This window comes from Streptomyces sp. NPDC107575 (genome assembly GCF_055657265.1).
The window spans coordinates 994868-1014035 of sequence record NZ_JBVKBG010000003.1 but is presented as its reverse complement, the minus strand read 5'-3'; the positions used below and the strand labels follow the sequence as shown (position 1 = coordinate 1014035).

At 73.0% G+C, this 19168-nt stretch carries 16 protein-coding genes; 12 read left to right on the top strand and 4 right to left on the bottom strand.

The window, feature by feature from the left end:
- Window positions 1-77: 77 nt before the first annotated feature.
- Entirely contained in the window at window positions 78-3056 is a 2979-nt protein-coding gene (locus tag ACZ7L4_RS17815) for a beta-N-acetylglucosaminidase domain-containing protein (protein ID WP_472103481.1), read from the bottom strand.
- 259 nt (window positions 3057-3315) lie between these two features.
- Here ACZ7L4_RS17815 and ACZ7L4_RS17810 point away from each other — a divergent pair, with 259 nt between their 5' ends.
- From ACZ7L4_RS17810 to ACZ7L4_RS17770, 9 genes are all read left to right on the top strand, one after another.
- Complete coding sequence (locus tag ACZ7L4_RS17810; protein WP_356376799.1) at window positions 3316-3552, top strand: hypothetical protein; 237 nt, start codon at window positions 3316-3318, stop codon at window positions 3550-3552.
- Between the two features lie 4 nt (window positions 3553-3556).
- Window positions 3557-5599: a 4-alpha-glucanotransferase gene (gene malQ, locus ACZ7L4_RS17805; RefSeq protein WP_472103479.1), complete on the top strand. Its 2043-nt coding sequence runs from the start codon at window positions 3557-3559 to the stop codon at window positions 5597-5599.
- A 20-nt stretch (window positions 5600-5619) separates the two neighbouring features.
- The gene (locus tag ACZ7L4_RS17800) at window positions 5620-5859 is read left to right on the top strand and encodes a hypothetical protein (RefSeq protein ID WP_385769334.1); all 240 of its coding nucleotides are present in this window, start codon (window positions 5620-5622) and stop codon (window positions 5857-5859) included.
- Between the two features lie 127 nt (window positions 5860-5986).
- The gene (locus ACZ7L4_RS17795; protein WP_472103477.1) at window positions 5987-7450 is read left to right on the top strand and encodes an FAD-dependent monooxygenase; all 1464 of its coding nucleotides are present in this window, start codon (window positions 5987-5989) and stop codon (window positions 7448-7450) included.
- A 44-nt stretch (window positions 7451-7494) separates the two neighbouring features.
- Complete coding sequence (locus tag ACZ7L4_RS17790; protein ID WP_472103475.1) at window positions 7495-8757, top strand: sensor histidine kinase; 1263 nt, start codon at window positions 7495-7497, stop codon at window positions 8755-8757.
- Window positions 8721-9365, top strand: coding sequence for a response regulator (locus ACZ7L4_RS17785; RefSeq protein WP_472103473.1), 645 nt, complete (start codon window positions 8721-8723; stop codon window positions 9363-9365). Before ACZ7L4_RS17790 ends, ACZ7L4_RS17785 begins: the two co-directional genes overlap by 37 nt.
- A gap of 114 nt (window positions 9366-9479) precedes the next feature.
- Window positions 9480-10454 carry a DMT family transporter gene (locus ACZ7L4_RS17780; protein ID WP_472103471.1) on the top strand — a complete coding sequence of 325 codons (975 nt, stop codon included), beginning with the start codon at window positions 9480-9482 and terminating at the stop codon, window positions 10452-10454.
- Between the two features lie 50 nt (window positions 10455-10504).
- A complete protein-coding gene (locus tag ACZ7L4_RS17775; protein WP_472103469.1) occupies window positions 10505-11491 on the top strand; it encodes an alpha/beta hydrolase in 987 nt (328 codons plus the stop codon).
- Window positions 11492-12047: 556 nt separating this feature from the next.
- Window positions 12048-12983, top strand: a complete 936-nt coding sequence (locus ACZ7L4_RS17770) for an arsenic resistance protein (protein WP_472104048.1) — start codon at window positions 12048-12050, stop codon at window positions 12981-12983.
- Window positions 12984-12986: 3 nt separating this feature from the next.
- Here ACZ7L4_RS17770 and ACZ7L4_RS17765 read toward each other — a convergent pair whose 3' ends face one another.
- Window positions 12987-13451 carry a GNAT family N-acetyltransferase gene (locus ACZ7L4_RS17765; protein ID WP_472103467.1) on the bottom strand — a complete coding sequence of 155 codons (465 nt, stop codon included), beginning with the start codon at window positions 13449-13451 and terminating at the stop codon, window positions 12987-12989.
- Between the two features lie 44 nt (window positions 13452-13495).
- Between ACZ7L4_RS17765 and ACZ7L4_RS17760 the strand changes: the two genes are divergently transcribed.
- A complete protein-coding gene (locus ACZ7L4_RS17760) occupies window positions 13496-14443 on the top strand; it encodes a LysR family transcriptional regulator (RefSeq protein ID WP_472103465.1) in 948 nt (315 codons plus the stop codon).
- Window positions 14444-14502: 59 nt separating this feature from the next.
- Complete coding sequence (alc, locus tag ACZ7L4_RS17755) at window positions 14503-15633, top strand: allantoicase (RefSeq protein ID WP_472103463.1); 1131 nt, start codon at window positions 14503-14505, stop codon at window positions 15631-15633.
- A gap of 22 nt (window positions 15634-15655) precedes the next feature.
- Here alc and ACZ7L4_RS17750 read toward each other — a convergent pair whose 3' ends face one another.
- Window positions 15656-15883, bottom strand: coding sequence for a DUF6332 family protein (locus ACZ7L4_RS17750; RefSeq protein ID WP_472103461.1), 228 nt, complete (start codon window positions 15881-15883; stop codon window positions 15656-15658).
- 47 nt (window positions 15884-15930) lie between these two features.
- Window positions 15931-18504, bottom strand: coding sequence for an aminopeptidase N (gene pepN, locus ACZ7L4_RS17745; RefSeq protein ID WP_472103459.1), 2574 nt, complete (start codon window positions 18502-18504; stop codon window positions 15931-15933).
- A 124-nt stretch (window positions 18505-18628) separates the two neighbouring features.
- Between pepN and ACZ7L4_RS17740 the strand changes: the two genes are divergently transcribed.
- On the top strand, window positions 18629-19141 hold the full coding sequence (locus ACZ7L4_RS17740; RefSeq protein ID WP_472103457.1) for a DUF1203 domain-containing protein: 513 nt from the start codon (window positions 18629-18631) through the stop codon (window positions 19139-19141).
- Window positions 19142-19168 lie beyond the last annotated feature (27 nt).

The window sequence follows — 19168 nt, the reverse complement described above, 5'->3', positions numbered from 1 at the left end:
ATAGTGAGGCGGAAGCCGGGGCAAGTGGGAGACCCAACTCCGTTTGCCGCCGGGCCCGGAGGGCCGGGCCCGCGGGCTCAGTCCCGCCGGTCCGCGGCCACCCCGTACGCCCCCACCGACCACAACGAGAACCCGTACTGCGTCGCCCTCTTGTCGCCCACGACCCGCACGAAGCGCACGTCCTTCGCGTCCATGCGGACCGACTCGTGGCCGCCCTGGCCGTCGCGGACGGTCGCCGCCGTGCGCCAGGTGCGGCCGTCGGCGGAGGTCTGGACGCGGTAGTGCTTGGCGTAGGCGTCCTGCCAGTGGAGGGTGACCAGGCCGAGGCGGGTGGGCTCGGCGAGCTTCACCTGCCACCATTCGCCGTCCGCCGCGGGGGAGGACCAACGCGTCGACGCCTTGCCGTCGTTGGCGTCGGCGGCGGGGAAGTCCGGGGTCTCGTCCGCCGAGGAGGAGGCCTTGCCGGAGCGGGCCAGGTCGGGGCCCGCCGTGCGGGGGTAGGCGCGCACCGAGAAGGTGCGGGTCTCGTCGCCGAAGCGGAGGGGGATCTCGTAGGTGCCCGCCGGGGTGTCCTCCGGGACCGTCACCTTCACCGGCACGTCGACCTTTGTGCCGCGCGGGAGTTCGGACTGGTGCGGCAGTTCGACCTTGATGCCGTGCGGGGCCTTCGCCGTGAGTTTCCCGCGGACGTCACCGGGGCGCTGCGCGGTCAGGTGCGCCGTCACCTGCTCGGTCCCGCCGCCGATCTCCAGGTCCGCCTCGGTGCGGGCCAGGGTGACGGAGGCCGCGGGGGAGTCCGCGTACCAGGGGACGATGTGGGCGATGGAGTCGTCCGATGCGCCCTGCACGCGGACCGCGTCCGCGCGCGTGTTGTGCGCCTTCAGTTCCGTGAAGCCGCCGGCCGTGAGGGCGCCGATCCGCTGCCAGCCCTCGCCGGGGACGTGCGCCTCGACCGTGCCCGCGGTGTCGGGGTCGGCGAGGACCGTGACCGTGGACAGGGCGCGCGGGCGCGGGAGTTCGGCCTTCGCGCCCTTCGACGCGTCCGCGCGGTCCGTGCCCGACCAGGAGGCGAACTCCTTCCCGGCCCGCTTCAGGAACGGGTCGAGGACGCCCTTGCCGACCGTCACGTGCGACTTCTCCACGTCCTCGCGGAGGGCGGACAGGCGGCGTGCCGCCTTCCAGGCCGCCGCCTTGTCGCCGCGGCCCGCCGCCTCCAGCATGTCGACCGCGGCCTCGCCCGCCTGCCCGTAGCGGCCCAACTTGTCGGCCCAGGGCCGCACTTCGGAGTCGAGATCCGTGCCGTCGAGGGCCGAGGGCGTGCGGCGCATCTGCGTGAACGCGTCCCGCAGGGCCTTCGCCGCCTTCTTGTTGCCGTCCGGGTCCGTCGTCGTGCGCGCCGACCAGAACGCCGAGATCAGGGGCTTCAGATATGCCGACTCGTCCGCGCCGAGCACGGATGACGCGTCGTTGCCCGCGAGGGCGCGCAGCGCCTCCTCGGTCCGCTCGTCGCCGTCCGCCAGGTCGTCGATCGCGGCCTTCCAGGACTCCTGCGCCCGGTAGTCGCGCGGGTTCCAGGCATAGTCCGCGGTCGTGAACAGCGGGATGCGGGACGCCGCGGGCTGCTCCATCGCCGTCGCGAGGACCGCCGCCGAACCGGAGGCCACGGCCGGCTCCCGGCCCATGTACGGGCCCAGGAATATCCGGTCCTGCGCGAAGTCGTTGACCGGGTAGTTGTCCATCGTGAGCAGCTTGTGCCCGCCGCCGAACGCGCTCTGCACGCCCGCCAGTTCACCGCCGGTGATCGTGCGCGGCACCACGCCGACGCCCGTCCACGCGACCTCCACCGCGTCGTCCAGGTCGCGGGCGAGCGCCGTGCGGTACTCCGTCGCGCCGTCCTGGTAGTACTCGGTCGGCATCAGGGACAGCGGCTCGGCGCCCGGGTGCCGGGCCGCCATGTGCTTCGCCACCGCGTTCGCGACCTTCGCCTGAGCCTTCGCCGCGGAGTCGGGCCCGGAGCCGAACTCCCGCGCGTCCGACTCGCAGTGCCACTCGCTGTACGACACGTCCTGGAACTGGAGCTGGAAGGCCCGCACCCCGAGCGCCCACATCGCGTCGAGCTTGCGGGTGAGCGCCTTGACGTCGTCCGGCGACGACATGCACATCGCCTGGCCCGGGGCCACCGCCCAGCCGAGCGTCACATGGTTGGCGCGGGCCCGCTCGGCGAGCCTGCGGAAGTCGGCGCGCTGGGCCGCCGGGTACGTCTCGCGCCAGCGGGCCTGGCGGTACAGGTCGTCGCCGGGCGCGTACAGGTAGCGGTTCTGCTTGGTGCGCCCCATGAAGTCGAGCTGCTCAAGACGCTGCTCCGTCGTCCACGGCGTGCCGTAGAAACCCTCCGTCAGACCGCGGACCGCCGTGCCCGGCCAGTCCCGTACGACGACTCCCGCGACGGTCCGCCCGTCGATCAGCTGCCGGAACGTCTGCGCCGCGTGGAACAGGCCGTCGTCCCCGATGCCCTCGATGGCGACGGTCGGCGTGCCCGCCGCGCGGCCCACCGCGAGCCGGTAGCCGCCGGACGGCAGATCTCCGCGGGCGCTCGCGCCGAGGCCCCGCAGTGTCGCGTCGAGCGGTCCTCCGCGGCCCTTGCCGGAGTCGGGGCGGTAGTCGCCCGCGCCGGCCCTGGCCTGCGGGGACCCGGTGGCGAGCCGCACCACGAGCCGCGCGTCACGGGGCACGTCGGCCTCGGCGTGGACCTGCCGGACGTCCCGCGCGCCCGCGTCCTTGAGCGCCGCCAGCAGTACGTCCACGGCGTACGTGTCGGAGCCCGGCGGCACCAGGAGCGTCACCTGGTCCGGGACCGTGACCCCGTCCGCCTCGTCCGAGGCCTTGAGGGACTGCGGCCGCGGCCACACCGCGGGCAGCTTCGCGTCCGGCTTCACGTCGTCCGTGGCCGTCCCCGGCCTCGGGGGAGCGGCCGCGGCCCCTGTGGCCCCGCCCAGCGTCCCGGCGATGACGGCGACCGCGAGGGCGGCCGCCCTCTTCCTGCGCCGGAGCTGCACGGCGTACTCCTCGTTGGTTCGAAATCCGACTCAAGAGGCACAAGGATAGAAGGGAGGAGGTCGTCGATGGGCGGGAACCGGCCCTACCGACGAGTTGCCTGGTCGGACGGGAGTTTTTTCGGTCCGCCCGGTCCTCTGGTCAAGTTCCTTTCGTCATACACAATGTGACCAGCAACACGTTGTCCCACGGAAAAGGTCTGCGCCCGTACCTTCTGGGTAGGGCTTCGACTCCCGACGCCTTACGACGAAGGAGGCCCCCGTGGCCGCATCAGCTCAGCTCCTGCTCTCGGCCCTCTCCAAACAGGCGGACCTCAGCATGCTCGACGACGCCGACGTCACCAGCACCTCTTCCTTCGAATCACCCCTCACCAGCGAGCCCGCCTTCACGGACTACGCCCCACTGACTTCCGAGCCGCCCATGAACGACGAGGCGCCGCTCACCTCCGAGCCGACCCCGAACGGCCTGGCCGCGGGCTGCCCGAGCGGCCTCGCCTGAGCCCATGACCCTGGCCCGGACCGCCGCGCTGCACGGAGTGGCCACCTCCTACTCCCCGGCGCCGGGCCGCACCGTCCACGCCTCGGACGCGGCGGTGGCGGCGGCCCTCGCGGCGCTCGGCGTGGAGGTCACCGAGGACCCCGCCGAGACGCCCGAGCGGCTGCTGCCGCCGACGGTCGTGGTGTGGGCCGACGGCAGCGTTTCGCCATGGGTGGCCGGCCTGCCCGAAGGGGCCGAGCTGCGGCTGTGCCCGGAGGGCGGGGACCGCTTCGACCCCTGGGACCCGGGCACCGCCACCCCGCCCGGCGCGCACCGGCTCCGCGTCACCGCGCCCGACGGGCGCACCGCCGAGGCCCACCTCATCGCCGCGCCGCCCACCGCCCCGGCCCCGCCGCCGCGCACCCACGGCCTGCTGGTGCAGCTCTACTCGCTGCTGTCCACCCGCTCCTGGGGCATGGGCGACCTCGCGGACCTCGCCGACCTGGCGTCCTGGTCGGCCCGCACCCACGGCACCGGATTCCTCCAGGTCAACCCGCTGCACGCGGCCGTGCCGAGCGGTCCCGACGGCGGCACGGACCCGTCGCCGTACCGCCCCTCCTCGCGCCGCTTCCCCGACCCGGTCCACCTGCGGATCGAGGACATCCCCGAGTACGCGTACGTCCCCCAGCACGCCCGGGAGGCCGCCCGGCTGCGCGCGGCGGTGCTCACCGGCGGCGGCCTGATCGACCGGGACGCGGTGTGGGCGCTGAAGCGGGCGGCCCTCGAAGCGATCCACGCGGTGCCGCTCACGCCCGGCCGCCGCGCCTCCTACTGCGACTTCCTCGCCGCGCAGGGCACGGCCCTGGAGGACCACGCCACGTACTGCGCGCTCGCCGAGGTGCACGGACCCGACTGGCACACCTGGCCTGCCGACCTCCAGGACCCGCGCTCGGCGGCCACCGACCGGGCCCGCCGGGAGCTGATGGACCGCGTCGACTTCCACTGCCGCCTCGCCTGGCTCACGGACGGGCAGCTCGCTGCCGCGCAGCGGGCCGCCCGCGAGGCCGGCATGCCGATCGGGCTCGTGCACGACCTCGCCGTCGGCGTGCACCCCGGCGGCGCCGACGCGTGGGCGCAGCGCGACGTCTTCGCGCAGGGCATCAGCGTGGGCGCGCCCCCGGACGCGTTCAACGCGCGCGGCCAGGACTGGGGCCTGCCGCCCTGGCGCCCCGACCGCCTCGCGGAGACCGGCTACGCCGCCTTCCGCGATCTGCTGCGCAATCTGATGCGGCACGCGGGCGCCGTCCGCATCGACCACGTGATGGGCCTGTTCCGGCTCTGGTGGATCCCCGAGGGCCGGCCCCCGACCGAGGGCACCTACGTCCAGTACGACGCCGAGGCCATGCTCGCCGTGCTGCTCCTGGAGGCCGCGCGCTCGGGCACGTACGTGATCGGGGAGGACCTCGGCACCGTCGAGCCCGGCGTGCGCGGGACGCTGCACGCGCGCGGGGTGCTCGGCACGTCCGTGCTGTGGTTCGAGCGCGACTGGGAGGGCGACGGGCGGCCCGTCCCCGCCGAGGCGTGGCGCACGGACTGCGTCGCCACCGCCACCACCCACGACCTGCCGTCCACAGCCGCCCGCCTGAGCGGCGACGACGTACGGCTGCGCGAGCGGCTCGGACTGTCGACGGCGAGCGGCGCCGAGGCGGCGGCGGAGGTCGCGGAGTGGCTCGCGCTGTTCGCCCGGACGGGCCTGCTCGCGCACGGGACGCACGACGAGGAGGAGGCGGTGCGGGCGGTCCACCGGTTCCTGTGGAGCACGCCGGCCCGGATGACCGGGGTGTGGCTGCCCGACCTGGTGGGCGACCGGCGCCCGCAGAACCTGCCCGGCACCTGGGCCGAGTACCCGAACTGGCGGCTGCCCGTCGCCGACGCTGAAGGACGCCCCGTCACCCTGGAGGAACTGGCAGAGTCGCCCCGCGCGCACGCCCTGCTGAGCGTGTTCGCTCAGGCGCGCGAAGGCACCGAAGTGCCCCTTACAGGCCCCCCGGACGCGCGGCCCGTTTAGGCGTTCGCTACGTTGGGCTCGTGGACAAGAAGAACGCCCTGCGCGCCGGCGCCCTGGCCTCCGGTACGACGCTGATGATGCTGCTCATGTCGTCCCCCGCGCTCGCGCTCACGCGCGACGACGGCGACGACCCGGGTACCGGCCTGAGCGTGATCGAGACGCTCGGCCTCTACGTGGTGACGCCGATCGTGCTGTTCCTGGTGATCGCCGGTCTGGTCGCGCTCGGCGACAAGTCCCGCAAGCAGCCGAAGCAGGGCTGAGGCCCGGCTCCACCGAGGTTTCCCCGTCGAGGGCACCCGCCGCGTTCCGTCGCGGCGGGTGCCCTCGACGCGTTCGTGCGGGCAGGATGGGCGGGTCGATCCGGGCGTCACCGCTTCTGGAGGCCTCATGGACAGCACCCGCTCATCGCGCACCACCGGTTCAGTGATCGTGGTCGGCGCGGGCCCGACCGGCCTGCTGCTCGCGGGGGACCTCGCCGCCGCGGGCGTGCCCGTCACCCTCGTCGAACGGCGCCCCCACCAGATCAGCAACCTCTCCCGCGCCTTCGCCGTGCACGCCCGCACGCTGGAGCAGCTCGACGCGCGGGGCCTCGCCGACGAGCTGGAGGCCAAGGGCCAACAGCTCCAGCGGCTGCGCCTGTTCGGCAGCCTCTTCCTCGAACTGGCCGAGCTGCCCTCGCGCTTCGACCACCTCCTCGTCGTCCCGCAGTACGAGGTCGAGAAGCTCCTGGAGCGGCGGGCCGTCGACGCCGGGGTCACCTTCGCGTACGAGACCGAGGTGACGGGCCTCGCGCAGGACGCGGACGGCGTCACGCTCCACGTACGCGCGCAGGGGGAGTCGAAGGACCTGCGCGCGGCGTACGTCGTCGGCACCGACGGCATGCGCAGCGCCGTACGGACCGCGGTGGGGCTGCCGTTCCCCGGCAAGTCCGTCATCCGCTCGGTCGTCCTCGCCGACGTACGGCTCGGGGAGCAGCCCGACAACGTCCTCACCGTGAACACGGTCGGCGACGCCTTCGCCTTCATCGCCCCGTTCGGCGACGGCTACTACCGGGTGATCGCCTGGAACCGCGCGCACGACGTGTCCGACGACGCCCCGCTCGAACTCGAAGAGATCAAGGAGACCGCGCGGCTCGCCCTCGGCCAGGACTACGGCATGCACGACGCCCGCTGGATGTCCCGCTTCCACAGCGACGAACGCCAGGCGCCGAAGTACCGCGTCGGCCGGGTGCTGCTGGCCGGGGACGCCGCGCACGTGCACACCCCGGCGGGCGGCCAGGGCATGAACACGGGCATGCAGGACGCCGCGAACCTCGGCTGGAAGCTGGCGGCCGTGGCGAGCGGCCGGGCCACCGAGGAGCTCCTCGACACCTACGAGACGGAACGCCACCCCGTCGGCAAGGCCGTGCTGCGCAGCAGCGGCGGCCTGGTCCGCCTGGCGATGGCCAAGCGGCCCTGGACGCTCGCGGCCCGCTCGGTCCTCTCCGCGGCGGTGAGCCGGGCCCGGCCCGCGCGCCGCCGCGCGGTCGGCCAGATCACCGGGATCGGCTTCGCGTACCCGTCGCCCAGGGGCGCCCACGCACTCGTCGGCAAGCGGGTGCCGGACATCGCGCTCGACGGCGGATCAAGGCTCTACGAGGCCCTGCGCGCGGGCCAGTTCGTGCTGATCCTGCCCCGGGGAGAGGCGTACAAGAGCGACTCCGTACGGGTGGCGCACTGGGCGAGCGAGCGGCGCTCGGTGCTGCTGGTGCGGCCCGACGGGTACGCCGCGTGGGCGTCGGACGCGGTGCCGGATGGGGGAGTTAAGTCCACCGACCTGCCCGAGGAGTTCGCCGGATACTCGTTCCGGTAGCGGCGAACAGCCGGGAACGCGGTCGAGACGGGGGAGTTGGCGACATGAAGCGGGTCGAGGCGGTCAGGCGGTGCCACCGGCTGTGGTGGCTGTCCATGGTGGCGTTGCACTGGTCGACGATGCTGCACATCGCGGTGTGGACACCGGTCCCGGGCCTGCTGCCCTGGGCGGCCGCGGGCATGCGGCGCGTCGTGGACCGCGAGCGGGCCCTCGCGGCCGAGTGGTCGGGCATCACCGTCGGGTCGACGCCCGCGCCGGTGCTCGGCAAGGAGCGGGAGCGCTACGGGCTGCTCGCCCGCTACCGCTGGGTGTTCGGGGACGCCCAGCGGTTCCGCGAGTGGCGCTGGACGACGATGTACTCCTTCGTCGGCGGCCTCATCGCCTGCGTGCCCGGCGCGCTCGTCCTGTACGGACTGTGGGGCGTCTTCCTCGCCTTCTTCGGCGCGTACCTGTCCCAGGACGCCGGGTGGGGCGGCCTCTGGTACACCGCGATCCCCGTCACGGACGTGCCGACGGGCGTCATGGCGGGCCTGCTCGGGCTCGCCATCGCCAAGACCGGCCTGTGGATCGCCCCTTCCATGGTCGACCGCCACGCCCGCTTCGTCCGCGCCACGCTCTCCCCGACCGAGCAGGAGCTGATGGCCGCCCGCATCGCCCATCTCTCCGCGACCCGCACCGACGCCGTGGACACCTCCGCCGCCGAACTGCGCCGCATCGAGCGGGACCTGCACGACGGGGCGCAGGCCCGGCTCGTCGCGATGGGCATGACCCTGGACGCCGCCGAGCACCGCCTGGGCGACGACCCTGAGGCCGTTCGCGCGCTGCTCGCGGAGGCCCGCGCGTCCTCGTCCGCGGCGCTCCAGGAACTGCGCGACCTGGTCCGCGGCATCCACCCGCCGGTCCTCGCCGACCGCGGACTCGGCGACGCCGTACGGTCGTTGGCGCTGCTCAGCCCGCTGGCGGCGGAGGTCACGGTCGACCTGCCCGCCCGCCCCGAGCCGCCGGTCGAGTCCGCGGTCTACTTCGCGGTCGCCGAGACGGTCACCAACGCCGCCAAGCACGCGGAGGCCGAGCGGCTGTGGATCGACATCGCCTACGACGCGGGCACCATGGCCCTGCGCGTCGCCGTCACCGACGACGGCCGGGGCGGCGCGGACCCGGCCCGGGGCAGCGGCCTCGCCGGCATCGAACGCCGCCTCGCCACCTTCGACGGCGTCCTCGCCGTCAACAGCCCGGCCGGCGGGCCGACCCAGATCTCCATGGAGGTGCCGTGCGTGTTGTCGTCGCCGAAGACCACTTCCTGCTGAGGGACGGTCTCGTGCGGCTCCTCGCCGCGTACGGGCACGAGGTCGTCGCCGCCGTGGACAACGGCCCCGAGCTGCGCAAGGTCCTCGTCGCCGAGCGGCCGGACGTCGCGATCGTCGACGTCCGGCTGCCGCCGGACTTCAGCGACGAGGGGCTGCGCGCGGCCCTCGAAGCCCGCGAACAGGTGCCGGGACTCCCGGTGTTGCTCCTCTCGCAGTACGTGGAGCCGCTGTACGCGCGGGAGTTGTTGGCGGACGGCGCGGGAGCGGTCGGCTATTTGCTGAAGGACCGGGTCACGAACGGCGCCGAGTTCCTGCGCACCATCCACCAGGTGGCGGGCGGCGGCACGGCGATGGACCCCGAGGTGGTGTCCAAGCTGCTCGCCCGCAAGGTCCGCGACCAGCGGCTCGGCTCCCTGACCGGGCGTGAGCGCGAGGTCCTCGCGCTGCTCGCGCAGGGCAGGTCGAACGCGGGGGTGGCCGAGTCCCTGGTCGTCACGGAGAAGGCCGTCACCAAGCACATCGGGAACATCTTCACGAAGCTCGGCCTGTATCCGGGGGAGAGCGACAACCGGCGGGTGCTGGCGGTCCTCGCGTATCTGGAGGGCTAGCAAACGTTCAGCAATACTTAGAGTAATCGGCGTAAAGTTTCGATGGACGTGATGAGTGGGGTGCTGCGACGGTAGTCGGGACAACAGAACCCGACCGTGAGAGGCCCCCACCTGATGGCAGTCCTGGACCGTACCCGTACCCCGGTGGAGCCGAGCGCGGCGGCGGGCCGCGCGGCCGGCGGGCTCGGTGTCGGCCTCGCGCTCGCCGCGCTCGCCACGGTCGTCTGGTCCGGCAGCTTCGTCACCTCGCGCGGGCTGCACGACAGCGTGCCGCCGATCCAGCACGCGTTCTGGCGCTGGATCGTGGCGATCGTCGCGGTGGCGCCGTTCGGGGTGCGGGCGGCCTGGCGTGAACGGGCGGCGCTGCGGCGGCACTTCGGCTTCGTCGCGCTCGCCTCGCTGCTCGGCATCGCGACCTACAACACCCTCGTCAACCAGGCCGGGATGACGACCTCCGCGGGCAACATGGGCATGATCATGGCCGCGTCGCCGGTGATCATGTCGGTGTACGAGCGGCTCGGCGGGGCGCGGCTCGGGCCGCGCCGGGTGACCGGAACGCTGATCGCCTGCGCCGGCGTCGTCCTCCTCGTCAGCAAGGGTTCCCTCACGCCCGACTTCGCGGCCGGTGACCTGTGGGTGGTCGCCGCGGCCGTCTGCTTCGGCTCGTACAGCGCGCTGCTGCGCCGCAAGCCGCGCGAACTCGGCGGCGTCGCCTTCCTGTTCGCGACGTTCGTGCTCGGCGCGCTGATGCTGCTGCCCGTGTACGTGGCGAGTGTGGCGGTGCAGGGCGGCTTCGAGGTGCGGGTGGGCACGGTGGGTCCGTTGCTGTACGTCGGCGTGGTGTCGTCGGCCGTCGCGTTCTTCGCGTGGAACAAGGCGATCGCGCTGGTGGGCGCGGCGCGGGCGGGCGTCGTGTACTACCTGCAGCCGGTGTGCGTGGCGGTGCTGTCGTACCTCGTCCTCGGGGAGTCGATGGGGTGGGCGCAAGTGGGGTGCATGGCGCTGATCCTGGGCGGGGTGGTGCTGGCGTCGGTCGCCTCGCCGCGGTTTGCCGGAACGGCAACAAAGGCGGGGGCCGGGCGGGCGTAGCGGCAGGATCGAGGGAGCCGAGAGGTTCCCCCTCGAACTTGGAGGAAGCGATGTCATCCGACGTGCTCGACCTGCCCGAACCGATCCACCGCCTCGTGCCCTCGCCGGCCGGCCGCACCCATCTCGTGGAGCAGGGGGCGGGGCCGCTGGTCCTGCTGCTGCACGGGTTCCCGGAGTCCTGGTACTCGTGGCGCCGGCAGCTTCCGGCGCTCGCCGCCGCCGGGTACCGGGCGGTCGCGATCGACGTGCGCGGGTACGGGCGGTCGTCGCGGCCGGACGACATCGCGGCGTACCGGATGCTGGAGCTCGTCGAGGACAACGTCGCCGTGGTGCGGGCGCTCGGCGAGGAGTCGGCGGTCGTGATCGGGCACGACTGGGGTGCGAACATCGCGGCCACGTCGGCGCTGGTCCGTCCGGAGGTGTTCCGGGCGGTGGGGCTGCTGAGCGTGCCGTACGCGCCGCGGGGCGGGCCGCGGCCCAGTGAGGTGTTCGCCGGGATGGGCGGGGGCGCGGAGGAGTTCTACGTCTCGTACTTCCAGGAGCCGGGGCGGGCGGAGGCGGAGATCGAGCCGGATGTGCGGGGGTGGCTGGGCGGGATCTACGCGGCGCTGTCCGGCGACACGATGCCGGGGGGCGGTGAGCCCGATCCGCATTTCCTCGCGCGGGGCGGGCGGCTGCGGGACCGGTTCCCTGCGGGGCGGCCCGGGTGGCTGAGCGAGGGGGAACTCGACGTGTACGCCGGGGAGTTCGAGCGTACGGGGATGAGTGGGGCGCTGGCCCGGTACCGGAACATGGACCGGGACTGGGAGGACCTCGCGGCGTACGACGGGGCGGCGGTCGGGCAGCCGTCGTTGTTCATCGGGGGTGGGCGGGATGCGTCCACGGTGTGGTTGGCGGAGGCGATCGACGCGTATCCGGTGACGTTGCCGGGGCTTGTGGGGTCCCATGTTCTCGACGGGGCGGGGCACTGGCTTCAGCAGGAACGTCCCGTTGAGGTCAATGGTTTGCTGGTGGAGTGGTTGCGGGGGCTGCGCTAGCCGGCCGCCCGCCCCTACGCCACGGGGCTCCGCCCCGGCCCCCGCGCCTCAATCGCCGGCGGGGCTGGAAAAGATCGGGGCTCTGCCCCGTACCCCGCTGCTCAATCGCCGCAGGGGCTTGATTGGCTCAGCCGTCGCACGGGCTTGAAATGCCCACCCACCCGCAGGCACCTGAGATGTCCCCCCGGCCACAGGGGCTCGGCCTGCCCCGCCGCCCCGTGGGCAACGGCCTTTTCCCCCCGCCCATCTCCCACCCACCCGCCCCCTCCGGGGGCGTTCGGCCTCGCGGGGTGCCGCGCTCGTTGCGGTCGGCCGCCACCGCCTTGGGAGAACTGCCGCCGACCACGGCTCCCCACCCGTGACGGCGAGGGCCGCCACCGCCTTGGGCAATCTGCCGCCTTGGGCGGCAGGGTGGGCAAGGCGGCGCCCGGTGCCGCGAAACGGGCGAGGGGGCCCCGGCCGCGGGCGAGGTCAGGAGCCCCGGTGCCGCGCAACCGGGGCGGCGGTCCCGGCCACGGCCAACCGTTAACGTCGGGGCGTGAGTGCGACGGAGTGGATGGAGCGGCACCAGGTGCCCGTGTACCTGGGGGCGATGGTGGCCGGAGGCGGCGTCGGGGTGGTTGTGCCCGGTGTCGGGGGCGGGCTCGAGCGGGGTATCAATCCCGTGCTCGCCGCCCTGCTCTACGTCACCTTCCTCCAGGTCCCCGCGGCGGAGCTGCTCCGGTCGCTGCGCGCCGACCGCTTCCTGGCCGCCGCGCTCGGCGTCAACTTCCTCGTCGTGCCCCTGGTCGTCGCCGCCATGTTCACCTTCCTGCCCGACGACCGCGCCGTCCGCCTCGGCGTGCTCCTCGTGCTGCTCTGCCCGTGCGTCGACTACGTGATCGTCTTCAGCGGCCTCGCGGGCGCCGCGAGCAGGCGGCTCCTCGCCGCCACACCGCTGCTGCTGCTCGCGCAGATGGTGCTGCTGCCGGGGTATCTGTATCTGTTCATGGGGGAGGGATTGGGCGATGTCGTGGAGGCGGGCCCGTTCGTCGAGGCATTCCTCGCGCTCATCGTCGCCCCGCTCGCCCTCGCCTGGCTCACCCAGGCCTGGGCCGCCCGCCGCCCCGCCGGACAGCGCGTGTCCGACGCGATGGGCACGGCCATGGTGCCGCTCATGGCCGCGACCCTGCTGACCGTCGTCGCCTCCCAGCTGCCCAAGCTGGACGACAACCTCGGGGACGTGGCGCGCGTCGTCCCGTTCTACGTGCTGTTCCTGCTGGTGATGGCGTTCGCGGGCCGCGCCGTTGCCCGCCTCTTCAAGCTCGACGTGCCCTCCGGCCGGGCCGTCGTCTTCACCGGCGCCACCCGCAACTCCCTCGTCGTCCTCCCGCTCGCCCTCTCCCTGCCGGACCCCCTGGCCGTCGCCGCGGTCGTGGTCGTCACCCAGACCCTGGTCGAGGTCGTCGGCATGGTGGTCTACGTACGGGCGGTACCGCGCCTGCTCGCCTGAGCGTCACAGTCGTAGTTCCATCAAAGGAAGCGTGCGTCCCGGCACCGACCCCGACGGAGTCACGCCCACGTGCCGCCCGCCCATCGCCTCGTAGAACGGGACCGCGTTCGGGTCCGCCGACCAGCCCACCGCGCGGAACCCGGCCGCTCGCGCCGCCTCCCGCATGTGGTCGAAGAGCAGCCGGCCCACCCCGAGGCCGATCGCGTCCGGGTCGACGAACATCAGGCCCAGCTCGCCCACCGGCGGCGGCCCTTCGAGCGTGACCAGGCCGAGGAGCCGGCCGTCCGCGCCCTCGGCGACGGTCGTACGGCGGCGCACGACCTCGGAGGGGCGCAGCGTCAGCTCGTCCACGCACGCCGCCATGAACGCCTCGTCGTAGCCCCAGTGCGCCTTCGAGCGCAGCGCGAGGGCGGAAAGGCGTGCCGCCTCGTCGGGGCGGGCCGGGCGGAGGCGGCAGTCAGGAGACATGAGGTCAGCGTAGGACCGGCGCGCGAGCGGATACGTTGTGGCGTATGAGCAGCAGCGAGAAACGAGTGCCGGGACCCGACCGGTGGGACGTGAAGAAGCTGGTGATCCTGCGCACCCTGCGGGAGTGCGGCACCGTCACCGCCACCGCGCAGACGCTGCTCATGACGCCGTCCGCCGTCTCGCAGCAGCTCACCAACCTCGCCAAGCAGCTCGGCGTGCCGCTCCTGGAGGCGCAGGGCCGGCGCGTGCGGCTCACCGACGCCGCGCAGCTCGTACTGCGGCACGCGGAGGTCGTGTTCGCCCAGCTGGAGCGCGCGGACGCCGAGCTGGCGCAGTGGGTGCACGGCGAGACGGGAACCGTGCGGGTCGCCGCGTTCTCCACCGCCGTGCCCGCGCTCGTGGTGCCCGCCGTGCGGCAGCTGCGCTCGGCGCACCCCGGCATCACCGTCCGGGTGCGGGAGGCGGAGGCAGGCGAGGCGTACGAGCTGCTCGCCACCGGCGACGTGGACCTCGCCCTGTCCCTTGCCGCGCACGCGCCGACGCCCCGCGACCCCAAGTTCACGCGGGTGCCGCTGCTCGCCGACCCGCTGGACGTCGCGCTGCCGGTGGGGCATCCGCTGGCGGGCGAGCCGGGCCTGCGGCTCGCCGATCTCGCGGGGGAGCCGTGGATCTTCGGCGGGTCAGGGCCCTGGTCGGAGATCACCACGAACGCGTGCGAGGCCGCCGGCTTCGTCCCGGAGCAGGCGCACAGCGCCGCCGGGTGGACCGCGATCCTCGCCATGGTCGAGGCCGGGATGGGCGTCGCGCTCGTGCCGCGGATGGCGGCGGCGCGCAGGGACGGCGTCGTGATGTGCCCGCTCGGCGCGGACCGCCCCGTACGGCACGTGGTGGCGGCCGTACGGAAGGGCTCGGAGGAGGGGACGGCGGTGCGCAGGGTCCTGGAAGCGCTGACCGTCCAGGACGACGTTCGGGAAAACGTTCAGGAAAACTGAAAGGCCACCTCGAAAACTTTCGATGGACCTGTCGGCGCGTCGCGCGCGAAAGTGGGCCCATGACCCAGACGACGCCCGCCCAGGACCAGGACCCGCACGCCAACGACGCCGCCCCCTACGGAGGCGGCGACCCGTACGCCGACTACCGCACCTTCGGTGACGCCGAGGCCTTCGCCGACCTCGTCGACCTCGCCGACCGGCGGCTCGGCGGCGGCGTCATCGCCGCGAACGACGAGTTCTTCGCGATGCGCGAGAACCTGCTGCTCCGCCACCGCGCGGTGTTCGACCCGGAGCACTTCGGCCACAAGGGCAAGGTCATGGACGGCTGGGAGACCCGCAGGCGCAGGGGGACTGCGGACTCCCCGTTCCCGGCACCGGAGGAGCACGACTGGGCCATCGTGCGGCTCGGCGCGCCCGGCGTGATCCGCGGCGTGATCGTCGACACCGCCCACTTCCGCGGCAACTACCCGCAGAAGGTGAGCATCCAGGCGACGAACGTGGCCGGCTCGCCCGGCCCCGACGAGCTGCTCGCCGACGACGTGAAGTGGGAGGAGATCGTCCCGAAGAGCCAGGTCAAGGGCCACGCGGCGAACGCCTTCACCATCACGTCCGAGCGCCGCTACACGCACCTCCGCGTCTGCCAGCACCCCGACGGCGGCATCGCCCGGCTGCGCGTGCACGGCGAGGTCGTCCCGGACCCGGAGTGGCTCGACCTGCTCGGCACCTTCGACCTGGCCTCGGTGCTCAACGGCGGCGCCTACGAGGACGCGTCCGACAAGTTCTACTCGTCGCCGACGCAGATCATCCTGCCGGGCACGTCGCAGAAGATGGACGACGGCTGGGAGAACCGCCGTCGCCGCGTCCGCGACACCAACGACTGGGTCCGCTTCCGCCTCGCCGCGCAGGGCACCATCCGCGCCGTCGAGATCGACACGGCGTACCTCAAGGGCAACTCGGCCGGCTGGATCGCGCTGAGCGGCCGCGACGGCGAGACCGGCGAGTGGTTCGAGATCATCCCGCGCACCAAGCTGCAGCCCGACACTCTGCACCGCTTCAAGCTCCCGAAGGAGGCCGTGGCCACTCACGTACGCCTCGACGCGTTCCCCGACGGGGGCGTGGCCCGGATGCGTGTGCACGGCAGCCTGACGGAGACCGGCCGCAAGGCGCTCCGCGACCGCTTCACGCAGTAACAGCCCCCGTACGCACGGGACTTCACCGCCCGAGGCGGCGCTCCCGGTCGAACCGGCGCAGTACACGCACGATGTGTGCCAAGCCGACGAGGCCGCCGAGCGTCGCCCCGTACGGCGTGAGCGGCACCGTGAAGATCGCGACGGCGACCAACGTCACCACAGCGCCGATCACCACGCCGCTCACCAACGCGTAGACGATCTCCACCGTCATCGCGTCCTTCTCCACCCGCGATTCCCGCCCGGCCCCCATGCGCCCAGTCTCACACGACCGGGGGCACGGGGACCGGGCCTGCGGCGTTATGCGTCCGCGCCCTGCGCCCTCAGCGCGCGCTCCACGCCCGCCCGCGACTCCGACACCAGGCGGCGCAGCGCCGCGCTCGGCTCGGCCGACGACAGCCACGCGTCCGTCGCGGTCAGCGTCTCCTGGGACACCTGGATCGCCGGGTAGAGGCCGATGGCGATCTGCTGCGCCATCTCGTGGGAGCGGGAGTCCCAGACGGACTTCAGCGCCGCGAAGTACTTCTCCGTGTACGGCGCGAGCAGCTCGCGCTGGTCGGTCTGGACGAAGCCGCCGATCACCGCCTCCTGCACCGCGTTCGGCAGCTTGTCGGTCTCGACGACCGAGGCCCACGCCTCCGCCTTCGCCTCCGGGGTCGGCCGCGCCGCGCGGGCGCTGGCCGCGTGCCGCTCACCGGCCGCCGTCCTGTCCCGCTCGTACTCGGCCGCGATCTCCGCCTCGTCGTGGCGCCCGACCGCCGCGAGCCGCTGCACGAACGCCCAGCGCAGCTCGGTGTCGACGGCAAGGCCCTCGATCGTCTGCGACCCGTCGAGCAGGGCCTCCAGGAGGTCGAGCTGCTCCGGCGTACGGGCGCTCGCCGCGAACGCGCGGGCCCACGCCAGCTGGTGGTCGCTGCCCGCCTCCGCCGTCCGCAGGTGGGCGAGGGCCGCCTCGGTCCAGCGGGTGAGCAGCGCGTCCCGGTGGGCGGGCGCCGCGTACAGGTCGACGGCGAGCTTCACCTGGCGGTGCAGCGACTGCACGACGCCGATGTCGGACTCCTTGCCGACGCCGCTGAGCACCAGGTCCAGGTACGCGCTCGTCGACAGCTCGGCGTCGCGCGTCATGTCCCAGGCCGACGCCCAGCACAGCGCCCGCGGCAGCGAGGCCTCGAAGTCGCCGAGGTGCTGGGTGACGAAGGCCAGGGACTCCTCGTCGAGGCGGACCTTCGCGTACGACAGGTCGTCGTCGTTGAGCAGGATCACCGCGGGGCGGCGCTTGCCGACGAGGTCGGGGACCTGCGTCGACTCCGTCGCCGTGACGTCGAGTTCGACGCGCTCGCCGCGCAGCAGCTTCCCGGACTCGTCGTCGAGGTCGTAGAAGCCGATCGCGATGCGGTGCGGGCGCAGCGTCGCCTCGCCCTTGGCGCCCTCGGGCAGCGCGGGGGCCTCCTGGCGGACGGCGAACGAGGTGATGACGCCGTGCGCGTCGGTCTCGATCTCCGGGCGCAGGACGTTGATGCCTGCCGTCTCCAGCCACGCCTTCGACCAGGACTTCAGGTCGCGCCCGCTGGTCTCCTCAAGGGCGCCGAGGAGGTCGGAGAGGCGCGTGTTCCCGAACGCGTGGCGCTTGAAGTACGCCTGCACGCCCTGGAAGAACTCGTCCATACCGACGTAGGCGACGAGCTGCTTGAGGACCGAGGCGCCCTTCGCGTACGTGATGCCGTCGAAGTTCACCAGCACGTCGTCGAGGTCGCTGATGTCCGCCATGATCGGGTGCGTGGACGGCAGTTGGTCCTGCCGGTACGCCCACGTCTTCATCTGGTTGGCGAACGTCGTCCACGAGTGCGGCCACTTCGAGCCCGGCGCGTACGCCTGGCAGGCGGTCTCGGCGAACGTCGCGAACGACTCGTTCAGCCACAGGTCGTTCCACCACTCCATGGTGACCAGGTCGCCGAACCACATGTGGGCCAGCTCGTGCAGGATCGTCGCGGCCCGCACCTCGTACGCGGCGTCGGTCACCTTGGACCGGAACACGTACTGGTCGCGGATGGTGACGGCGCCCGCGTTCTCCATGGCCCCGGCGTTGAACTCCGGCACGAACAGCTGGTCGTACTTGGCGAAGGGGTACGCGTAGTCGAACTTCTCCTGGAACCAGTCGAAGCCCTGCCGCGTCACCTCGAAGATCGCGTCCGAGTCGAGGAACTCGGCGAGCGAGGGCCGGCAGTAGATGCCCAGCGGGACGGACTGGCCCGTCTCCGGGTTCTCGTACGACGAGTGGACGCTGTGGTACGGGCCGACGATCAGCGCCGTGATGTACGTCGAGATGCGCGGCGTCGGCTCGAAGGCCCAGACGTCGTCCTTCGGCTCCGGCGTCGGCGAGTTGGAGATCACGGTCCAGCCGCTCGGCGCCTTCACCGTGAACTGGAAGGTCCCCTTGAGGTCCGGCTGTTCAAAGCTCGCGAACACGCGCCGCGCGTCCGGAACCTCGAACTGCGTGTACAGATAGGCCTGTTCGTCGACCGGGTCGACGAAGCGGTGCAGCCCCTCGCCCGTGTTCGTGTACGCGCAGTCGGCGACGACCTTCAGCTCGTTCGGCCCCGCCTCCAGGTGCTTCAGCGCGATCCGCGAGTCGCGGAACACGGCGGCGACATCGAGCGAACGGCCGTTGAGCACCACCTCGTGCACGGCGTCGGCGATGAGATCGATGAACGTCTCGGCGCCCGCCTCCGCGCTGTCGAAGCGCACGGTGGTCGCCGACCGGAACGTGCCGCCTTCCTGCGCGCCGGAGAGGTCGAGATCGATCTCGTACGAGTCAACGGTGAGCAGCTTCGCCCGCTGCTGCGCCTCTTCACGGGTCAGATTGGTGCCAGGCACGCGGTCATCTCCTAGTAAGCGGTCTACGTTTGTGACGTTTCCGGTCATCCTTCCACGCGGGGTACGCGAAGGCGATGTCCGTTTCCCGCCGGTGAACACGCGTGCCCGGAGCGACCGTGGAGCCATGACCAGGTACACCGCACTTCCCATCGACCCGACGGCCCTCAAGGAACTCCGCGTCACCGACGACGCGGGCCGCGCGATGCGTCCGTTCACGGCGAGCGGCGAGGCCTCGGTCGGCTCGCCGCTGCGCTGCTGCCTCAGGCCCATCGCCGAGGGCGAGCGCATCGCCCTCGTCTCGTACGCCCCGCTGCGCCGCTGGGCGGCACGGACGGGCGCGACCCCCGGCGCGTACGACGAGCAGGGCCCGGTCTTCATCCACGCCGAGGACTGCGGCGGCCCGGCGGCCGACCGGACCGGCCACCCCTTCGCCCGCCCCGGCGCGCTGCGCACCCTGCGCCGCTACGACGCCCGCGGCCACATCGCGGGCGGCCGCCTCCTGGAGATCCCGGCGGACGATCCGTCGGCCGGGATCGACGCGGCCCTCGACGAGGCGTTCGCCGACCCCGACGTGGTGCTCGTGCACGTCAGGGCCGTCGAGTACGGCTGCCTGCACTTCGCGGTGGCGCGCCCCTGACCCCGAACGCGCGAGGGGCGGCCACCG

Bases quoted from the DNA above. Each gene is read 5' to 3' on its own strand.
- ACZ7L4_RS17780 (WP_472103471.1), top strand. From the start codon at position 9,480: ATGGCAGTCCTGGACCGTACCCGTACCCCGGTGGAGCCGAGCGCGGCG.
- ACZ7L4_RS17750 (WP_472103461.1), bottom strand. From the start codon at position 15,883: ATGGGGGCCGGGCGGGAATCGCGGGTGGAGAAGGACGCGATGACGGTG.
- ACZ7L4_RS17790 (WP_472103475.1), top strand. From the start codon at position 7,495: ATGAAGCGGGTCGAGGCGGTCAGGCGGTGCCACCGGCTGTGGTGGCTG.
- ACZ7L4_RS17775 (WP_472103469.1), top strand. From the start codon at position 10,505: ATGTCATCCGACGTGCTCGACCTGCCCGAACCGATCCACCGCCTCGTG.
- alc (WP_472103463.1), top strand. From the start codon at position 14,503: ATGACCCAGACGACGCCCGCCCAGGACCAGGACCCGCACGCCAACGAC.
- ACZ7L4_RS17765 (WP_472103467.1), bottom strand. From the start codon at position 13,451: ATGTCTCCTGACTGCCGCCTCCGCCCGGCCCGCCCCGACGAGGCGGCA.
- ACZ7L4_RS17770 (WP_472104048.1), top strand. From the start codon at position 12,048: ATGGAGCGGCACCAGGTGCCCGTGTACCTGGGGGCGATGGTGGCCGGA.
- malQ (WP_472103479.1), top strand. From the start codon at position 3,557: ATGACCCTGGCCCGGACCGCCGCGCTGCACGGAGTGGCCACCTCCTAC.
- ACZ7L4_RS17740 (WP_472103457.1), top strand. From the start codon at position 18,629: ATGACCAGGTACACCGCACTTCCCATCGACCCGACGGCCCTCAAGGAA.
- ACZ7L4_RS17795 (WP_472103477.1), top strand. From the start codon at position 5,987: ATGGACAGCACCCGCTCATCGCGCACCACCGGTTCAGTGATCGTGGTC.
- ACZ7L4_RS17760 (WP_472103465.1), top strand. From the start codon at position 13,496: ATGAGCAGCAGCGAGAAACGAGTGCCGGGACCCGACCGGTGGGACGTG.